This is a genomic window from Blautia sp. RTP21359st1_E11_RTP21359_211015 (genome assembly GCF_040910705.1).
In the GTDB taxonomy this organism is placed as follows: Bacteria; Bacillota; Clostridia; order Lachnospirales; family Lachnospiraceae; genus Blautia_A; species Blautia_A fusiformis.
This window is the reverse complement of record NZ_JBDGAB010000020.1, coordinates 1-5,761: the sequence shown is the minus strand read 5'-3', so window position 1 is coordinate 5,761 and position 5,761 is coordinate 1. Positions and strand designations below refer to the sequence as shown.

The 5,761-nt window shown below is 44.1% G+C and carries 8 protein-coding genes and 1 pseudogene; all 9 read right to left on the bottom strand.

Annotated elements, in window-relative coordinates; all coding sequences use genetic code 11:
* The coding region (locus AB5026_RS08870; protein WP_368213159.1) for a NusA N-terminal domain-containing protein at positions 1–553 on the bottom strand (553 nt) is incomplete at its 3' end.
* A 41-nt stretch (positions 554–594) separates the two neighbouring features.
* Positions 595–1,059, bottom strand: coding sequence for a ribosome maturation factor RimP (gene rimP, locus AB5026_RS08865; RefSeq protein WP_021650312.1), 465 nt, complete (start codon positions 1,057–1,059; stop codon positions 595–597).
* Positions 1,060–1,230: 171 nt separating this feature from the next.
* A complete protein-coding gene (locus tag AB5026_RS08860; RefSeq protein ID WP_021650313.1) occupies positions 1,231–1,671 on the bottom strand; it encodes a hypothetical protein in 441 nt (146 codons plus the stop codon).
* Entirely contained in the window at positions 1,655–2,122 is a 468-nt protein-coding gene (locus AB5026_RS08855) for a DUF3990 domain-containing protein (RefSeq protein ID WP_022426617.1), read from the bottom strand. Before AB5026_RS08855 ends, AB5026_RS08860 begins: the two co-directional genes overlap by 17 nt.
* 106 nt (positions 2,123–2,228) lie before the next feature.
* Positions 2,229–2,399: pseudogene (locus AB5026_RS08850) on the bottom strand (ABC transporter ATP-binding protein); the annotation flags it as partial.
* 51 nt (positions 2,400–2,450) lie between these two features.
* On the bottom strand, positions 2,451–3,014 hold the full coding sequence (locus AB5026_RS08845; RefSeq protein WP_368213158.1) for a metal-dependent transcriptional regulator: 564 nt from the start codon (positions 3,012–3,014) through the stop codon (positions 2,451–2,453).
* Between the two features lie 320 nt (positions 3,015–3,334).
* Positions 3,335–3,745 carry an HI0074 family nucleotidyltransferase substrate-binding subunit gene (locus AB5026_RS08840; protein ID WP_022426615.1) on the bottom strand — a complete coding sequence of 137 codons (411 nt, stop codon included), beginning with the start codon at positions 3,743–3,745 and terminating at the stop codon, positions 3,335–3,337.
* Positions 3,732–4,022, bottom strand: a complete 291-nt coding sequence (locus tag AB5026_RS08835) for a nucleotidyltransferase family protein (protein WP_021650318.1) — start codon at positions 4,020–4,022, stop codon at positions 3,732–3,734. The genes AB5026_RS08840 and AB5026_RS08835 overlap by 14 nt, the downstream gene beginning before the upstream one ends.
* 74 nt (positions 4,023–4,096) lie before the next feature.
* The coding region (locus AB5026_RS08830; RefSeq protein ID WP_368213157.1) for a DNA gyrase subunit A at positions 4,097–5,761 on the bottom strand (1,665 nt) is incomplete at its 5' end.

Sequence of the window (5,761 nt, the reverse complement as noted above, 5' to 3'; positions counted from 1 at the left end):
CTTCAAGAATGTAAACTTTTACTCGCTCAGTTGGCTGGAAGGTCTCACCCTTTACCTGTTCGTTCTCTGTAAGTACTGCGTCTGCCTTACCAAGGTTGATGCTGACATTTTTGCCCATTACTCTCTGAACAATACCGGTTACCACTTCTTTTTCGATTCCATAATACTGATCGTAAAGAACTTTACGCTCTTCCTCACGGATTTTCTGAAGAATGACATTCTTTGCATTCTGGGTTGCGATACGTCCGAATTCCTTGGACTGGATCTCAACCTTCATAACATCACCGATCTCTGCGTTCGTGTTTGTTTTCTGTGCATCCACCAGAGAAATCTCCAGCGCCGGATCCTCCACATGCTCTACAACAGTTCTGTCAGCGTAAACACTGAAGTCACAGGTCTCCGGATCGATCATAACGTGAACGTTATCTGCCTTTCCGAAATGGTTCTTACATGCCTGGATCAGTGACTGCTCAATTGCCTCCAGCAGTGTATCCTTACTGATGTTTTTCTCTTTTTCGAGAACGTCCAGCGCATCTCTTAAATCTCTGCTCATTTTTCTTTTTTCCTCCTGAATTTTACAGATTCGATTCTCTTTTAGAATTCGATCGCAAGACGAATCAGGGCAATATCTTTTTTATCAAAGGTACGTTCTGTGCCGTCTTCATCGATTGTCACACTGTTACTATCATATGCATTTAAAATACCGCAGAATTCTTTCTGTTTCTCGATGGGCCGGTAGGTACGGATCTCCACCAGCTTGCCAAGGCTTCTCTTAAAGTCTTTTTCTTTTTTAAGAGGCCGGTCAAGTCCCGGAGAACTGATCTCCATAATGTAGCTGTCCTCGATGAAATCCTGCTCATCCAGTATATCGCTGAATGCACGGCTTACGTCCTCGCAGTCATTGACTGTGATTCCGCCCGGTTTGTCGATATAGCCTCTGAGATACCAGGTTCCGGCTTCCTTGACATACTCCACATCTACCAGTTCAAAGCCCCTGGACTCCACGATCGGTGTAAGGATCGCCTCTGTCTTCTGTTCATATTCTTCCCGTCTGCTCATGCTTCCCACCTGCCTTTCCTATTTCTGCCTATTTCTGAACAAATTCCTTCTCAACAAATAGGAGCGGGCTCTCGCCCACTCCTATGCCAACAAGTTCTTAGTTTCGTTCATTGTAACACCAATGTCTGTTAAATGCAAGTATTAATTGCGATTTGAATTTCTGTTTATCTTTTACAGGATTTCTCCCGCTTTATAGCATGCTGCTATATAATCTCTCGGCTGATAATAAAAATCTGTATTATAGTCCGAAATATGTGCATCAATCCAGGAATGATAAATATCCCATATTCCTTTTTCGATTTCCGCATCATCATATATGTCTTCTATTAATCGCTCATATACTTCTCCAATATCCCAGTAATCCGGAACCGTATATCTGCACATGGATACATTGTCAAATTTTCCTTCTGGAATATTGCATTGCTCCATAAACTCTGCTGCAACTTTTTGTATTGGCTCACAGTGAAATACATCCGCATAATCGTATATTCTCTTTATGTTTTCTCTGCCAAGATAATCTGTGATTTCCCGCCGATGTTGTTTTCTGTTTCGTCCTATATACTCAATCAGGCTACAGGTAAAAAATAAATTGTTATTATTTTTTTTCGCCATATACGACCTCACTTCCTGCAAATTCCAAAGTATCCAATGCCGAAACTGTATGAAAACTGATCTGATGTGTGGGGTACTTAAATTTTACCAGTTCCCAGAAAGCAGATCTTGAGATCTTACCATCCAGATAGTTTTGCAGGTAATTGTAGATCGTATCATCTGCCATCGGTCCTTCCACAATATCATACTGATGTGCTTGTCCACTTCGACAGGAAATAATAAAGTCCAGCCATTCTTCTGTCATTTTCTCAAATCTAAGAATTTTTAATTCTGTATTTTCTGTATACTCGTACCTGTTAATGTATCCCTTTTCTCCATACCTTGTCGCCCACCGTTCTGCCTGTTTTTCGATGTTCGTACAATAGAAGCCAAAGTAGAAATCTTTGTTAAATCGGGCTTTTCTGATTTCCGGATACTCTACTATATCTTTACTTCCATGATATAAAGTCATATGCACTCCTTTTCAGATTGGACTTAACACAATAGTTTCCTGGAGCTATTATAACAAATGTGTATCGAAAATCGCAATATATTTTACTCTCACAAGAGCATCTATATCACGACACTCTCCCATTCTCCATCTCATACACCACATCCGCTACTTTCATCGTAGAAGTTCTGTGTGACACCAGCACGACGGTACGGTTGGCTTTATCTTCCTTCAGGGATTTCAGGATGATGCCTTCGTTCAGGGAATCCAGATTGGAGGTTGGCTCGTCCAGAAGAAGGCTACCAGCGCGGTTCCTTCCACTACGGGGTCCTGATGCCGGATAAAGTATTCAAAAACGCCGGTTGGGATCCGGGGATTTCCGTTTTCTTCTTCGGCTTTTACCCAGCCGGTTTCTGGGTCCACATACCAGAGAACAGTTTTTTTCCTCCGGTGCTGTGCAGAACAGTTCAAAATAGCTGTCCTCTTTTTTTACATGAAGGCGGATCTGTTCTTTATAATTCTTAAATTCACCGGCCAGTCTTCTTGGACAGGTTTTTTCCATGTAGTAGATTCCCATGAGAAAGGAGTATTCCCCCGGCTCATAGCGGTATCTGAGGTCTGTGTTCCGAAGAGCATGCTCAAAGGTGCTTCCGTAATTTACAAAATTGCAGATCTGCTGCACGGTCTCATCGCTTACCACGTGCTCCATGCGGCAGGCATCTTCTTCTGCAATGCGGCTTTCTACTCCTACATATTCCAGAAGCTGGGTGAAGTTTTCATGGCGATGGCGGCATTCCTCGCCCCGGATCCGTCCCAGCTCTGTGAGGCAGACGCAGATGTTTTTTTCTTCGATTTTTACGTAGCCCTGGGCGGTCAACTGTTTCAGACAGGCCAGAACCTCCCGTCTGCTCATCTTCATCCGCCCGCAAATCTCGGAGATTCCGATCAGGGCGTCCTTTTTTGCAAGAGAGCAAAGCTCCTCCAGTATGTCTTCCTCGATTTCTCTTTTGGATAAGGGTATGCTGTGGCCAGCTCTTCTGTGGATTCATATGTTATTTTTGTCATTGTTTTTTTCTGAACCTGTTTTATATTTGCGGCTGTGTTAGTTCAGTCTAACTCATTATAAAAGATGGCTCATATTTCTGTCAAGAGGGCAAAAAAATCCCCACCGGTCGGGTTAATTGTACCTGATCGGTGGGAAGTATATATTCTGTAAAATTGTATTCTCTTTATTTACGTCCAGTCGCTCTCCGCTTCTGCCAGCTTCTCCCTCAATGTTTTCTCAAGAGCCACAAAAGCCGGAATAAAGCTGTCGCGGATGAGCAGGATCATCTCATCTACTTCCTGCTCATTATATATATGGACAGATGTGTTACGCTTTTTCAGCATGAGCAGCCACACTGCTGAATCGTTTACGAAGCCCAGCTTATAGCCAAGCTGCAGGATTTCTCTCGGTGAACCGGTGTCTGCTCCTTCTGCCCCGTGGAGTCGCAGGATCTCCTGAAGAGCTTTCCAGGCAAGCTCGAAAGTCAGGTTGAACTGTCCGATCACGCCGGTTCTGTAAATATCGTTGTTATCCGCAAGTTTGAAATCTGCATTTCTTAATATAGTAAGACAATTAGAAAAATTATCAAGCTTTTTCATAGATCACAACTCCATCCTTTTTAATTTCTTTTTTGAGTTCTTCGGAAATTGAAGCATCTGCATTAATTACATCAAACATCAGAAGTGAATGGATATTTTCTTTGATATCCCAGTAAAAGGAATCAAAATCTCCTCCATATACAGCAATATCTACATCACTTCTTTCTGTATTGTTTCCTCTTGCACGGGACCCAAAGAGGATGATCTTTCTGACAGAATGTTTTGTGGCAAATGAAAATAGTTCTCTTATAACTCTTTCCGGAAGATCATATCGCATTTTTAACGCCTCCCATTTTCATATAACCCTATCATATCCTATCTGCCAGTTATCCGCAATCCTCTTCGCGTCTTTTATACCCTCGGCTTCACACCCTTCGTATCTCTCTTAGCCAGCTTAACTTTATTCAGCACATACGGCTTATCATGATATTCAATGGCATACTCCTGCCTGCTTTCCAAAAGATACGCATGGTGGATCCGGTCTTCGCCGGTAAGCTTCATGCCGCGGACACCCATAGCGTTTTTCTTAGTGACGGAGATCTCGGTTTTCATGATACGGAGAAAGTAACCCTTTTCAGACTGGAACACAACCTGATCCATCTCGTCCGCTGCTCCTACGAATACAAGGCGGTCATCCTCTGCAAGCTTGGTGGAAACAATGGTACGCTTGGAAGCACGGAACTCTTCTCCTTTTACCAGCTTGCACATGCCGTTCTCTGTAACAAAGAGCACTGTGGAGGCTGCCACCTGGCTCAGCGGTGCCACATAAAGGATCTGCTCGGAAGTACTATCATAATTACCCAGATTATCTGCCGGAACACCTTTATCACGGAAACGCACCAGCGGGATATCCTCTGCCTTCACGGTGTGGAGCTTGCCGGTATCTGTAAAGATACAGATCTTGTCCGTATTCATGCAGGTAAAGACATAGCGGCTCTCTGCATGAGCGGCATCCTTATTACGCTCGTAGGCATTCTTGTCAATGAGACGCATATATCCGAAACGATCCATCAGGAAGCAGACTTCGGTCTCTTCCATCTTCTTCTCCTCATAAACAGCTTCCTCGGCGTTTTCAATGGAAGTCTTACGCTTACTGCCGTATTCCTTCTTGATCTGATCCAGTTCACCCATGATCACTGCTGCCATGGAGTCATAATTATTCAGGATATCCTCATAAGCAGCAATGTTCTTCATGGTTTCCTCATGCTCCTTCATCAGAGCATCGATCTCCAGACCGATCAGCTTGTAAAGACGCATGTCCAGAATAGCTGCGGCCTGTTTTTCTGTGAATTTCAGGGTTTTTGCCGCTTTTTCGGAGGTCTTGGTCTTGAATTTAATCCCTTCTGTGATACCATCGGTCAGGCATTTCTTTACCTGGTCACGGCTCTTGCTGCCACGGAGGATCTCGATGATCAGATCAATGACATCGCAGGCTTTGATAAGGCCTTCCTGGATCTCCCGTTTCTCCTGTTCCTTGGCAAGAAGGGTTGTATATTTTCTGGAATTTACTTCAAATACAAAGTCCACATGGTGAGCAATGATCTGCTTCAGTCCCAGTGTTTCCGGTCTTCCGTCTGCAACTGCCAGCATGTTGACACCGAAGGTATCCTCCAGTCGGGTCTTCTTATAGAGCATGTTGGTAAGGTTCTCCACGTCTGCATCGCGCTTCAGTTCCAGAACGATACGGATCCCCTCTTTGGAGGACTGGTTGGAAATATCCACGATATCTGTGGTCTTCTTGGTCTCTACCAGGGTTGCGATATCATTAAGGAATTTTCCGATGTTTGCACCGATCATGGTGTAAGGAATCTCTGTGATCACCAGCTGCTGGCGACCGCCCTTCAGCTTCTCTATTTCCACCCGTCCACGGATACGGAGCTTACCTGTTCCAGATTCATAGATCTTTACAAGGTCGTCCTTATTTACTACGATACCACCTGTCGGAAAATCCGGGCCCTTGAGATAACGCATCAGCCCACGGGTGCTGATATCATTATTCTTCATGTATGCCTTCAC

What these genes read in the sequence shown, in the direction of transcription:
- AB5026_RS08840 (WP_022426615.1), bottom strand. Translation starts at nt 3,745, where the DNA reads ATGAAAAAGCTTGATAATTTTTCTAATTGTCTTACTATATTAAGAAAT.
- AB5026_RS08860 (WP_021650313.1), bottom strand. Translation starts at nt 1,671, where the DNA reads ATGGCGAAAAAAAATAATAACAATTTATTTTTTACCTGTAGCCTGATT.
- rimP (WP_021650312.1), bottom strand. Translation starts at nt 1,059, where the DNA reads ATGAGCAGACGGGAAGAATATGAACAGAAGACAGAGGCGATCCTTACA.
- AB5026_RS08855 (WP_022426617.1), bottom strand. Translation starts at nt 2,122, where the DNA reads ATGACTTTATATCATGGAAGTAAAGATATAGTAGAGTATCCGGAAATC.
- AB5026_RS08845 (WP_368213158.1), bottom strand. Translation starts at nt 3,014, where the DNA reads ATGAGCAGACGGGAGGTTCTGGCCTGTCTGAAACAGTTGACCGCCCAG.
- AB5026_RS08835 (WP_021650318.1), bottom strand. Translation starts at nt 4,022, where the DNA reads ATGCGATATGATCTTCCGGAAAGAGTTATAAGAGAACTATTTTCATTT.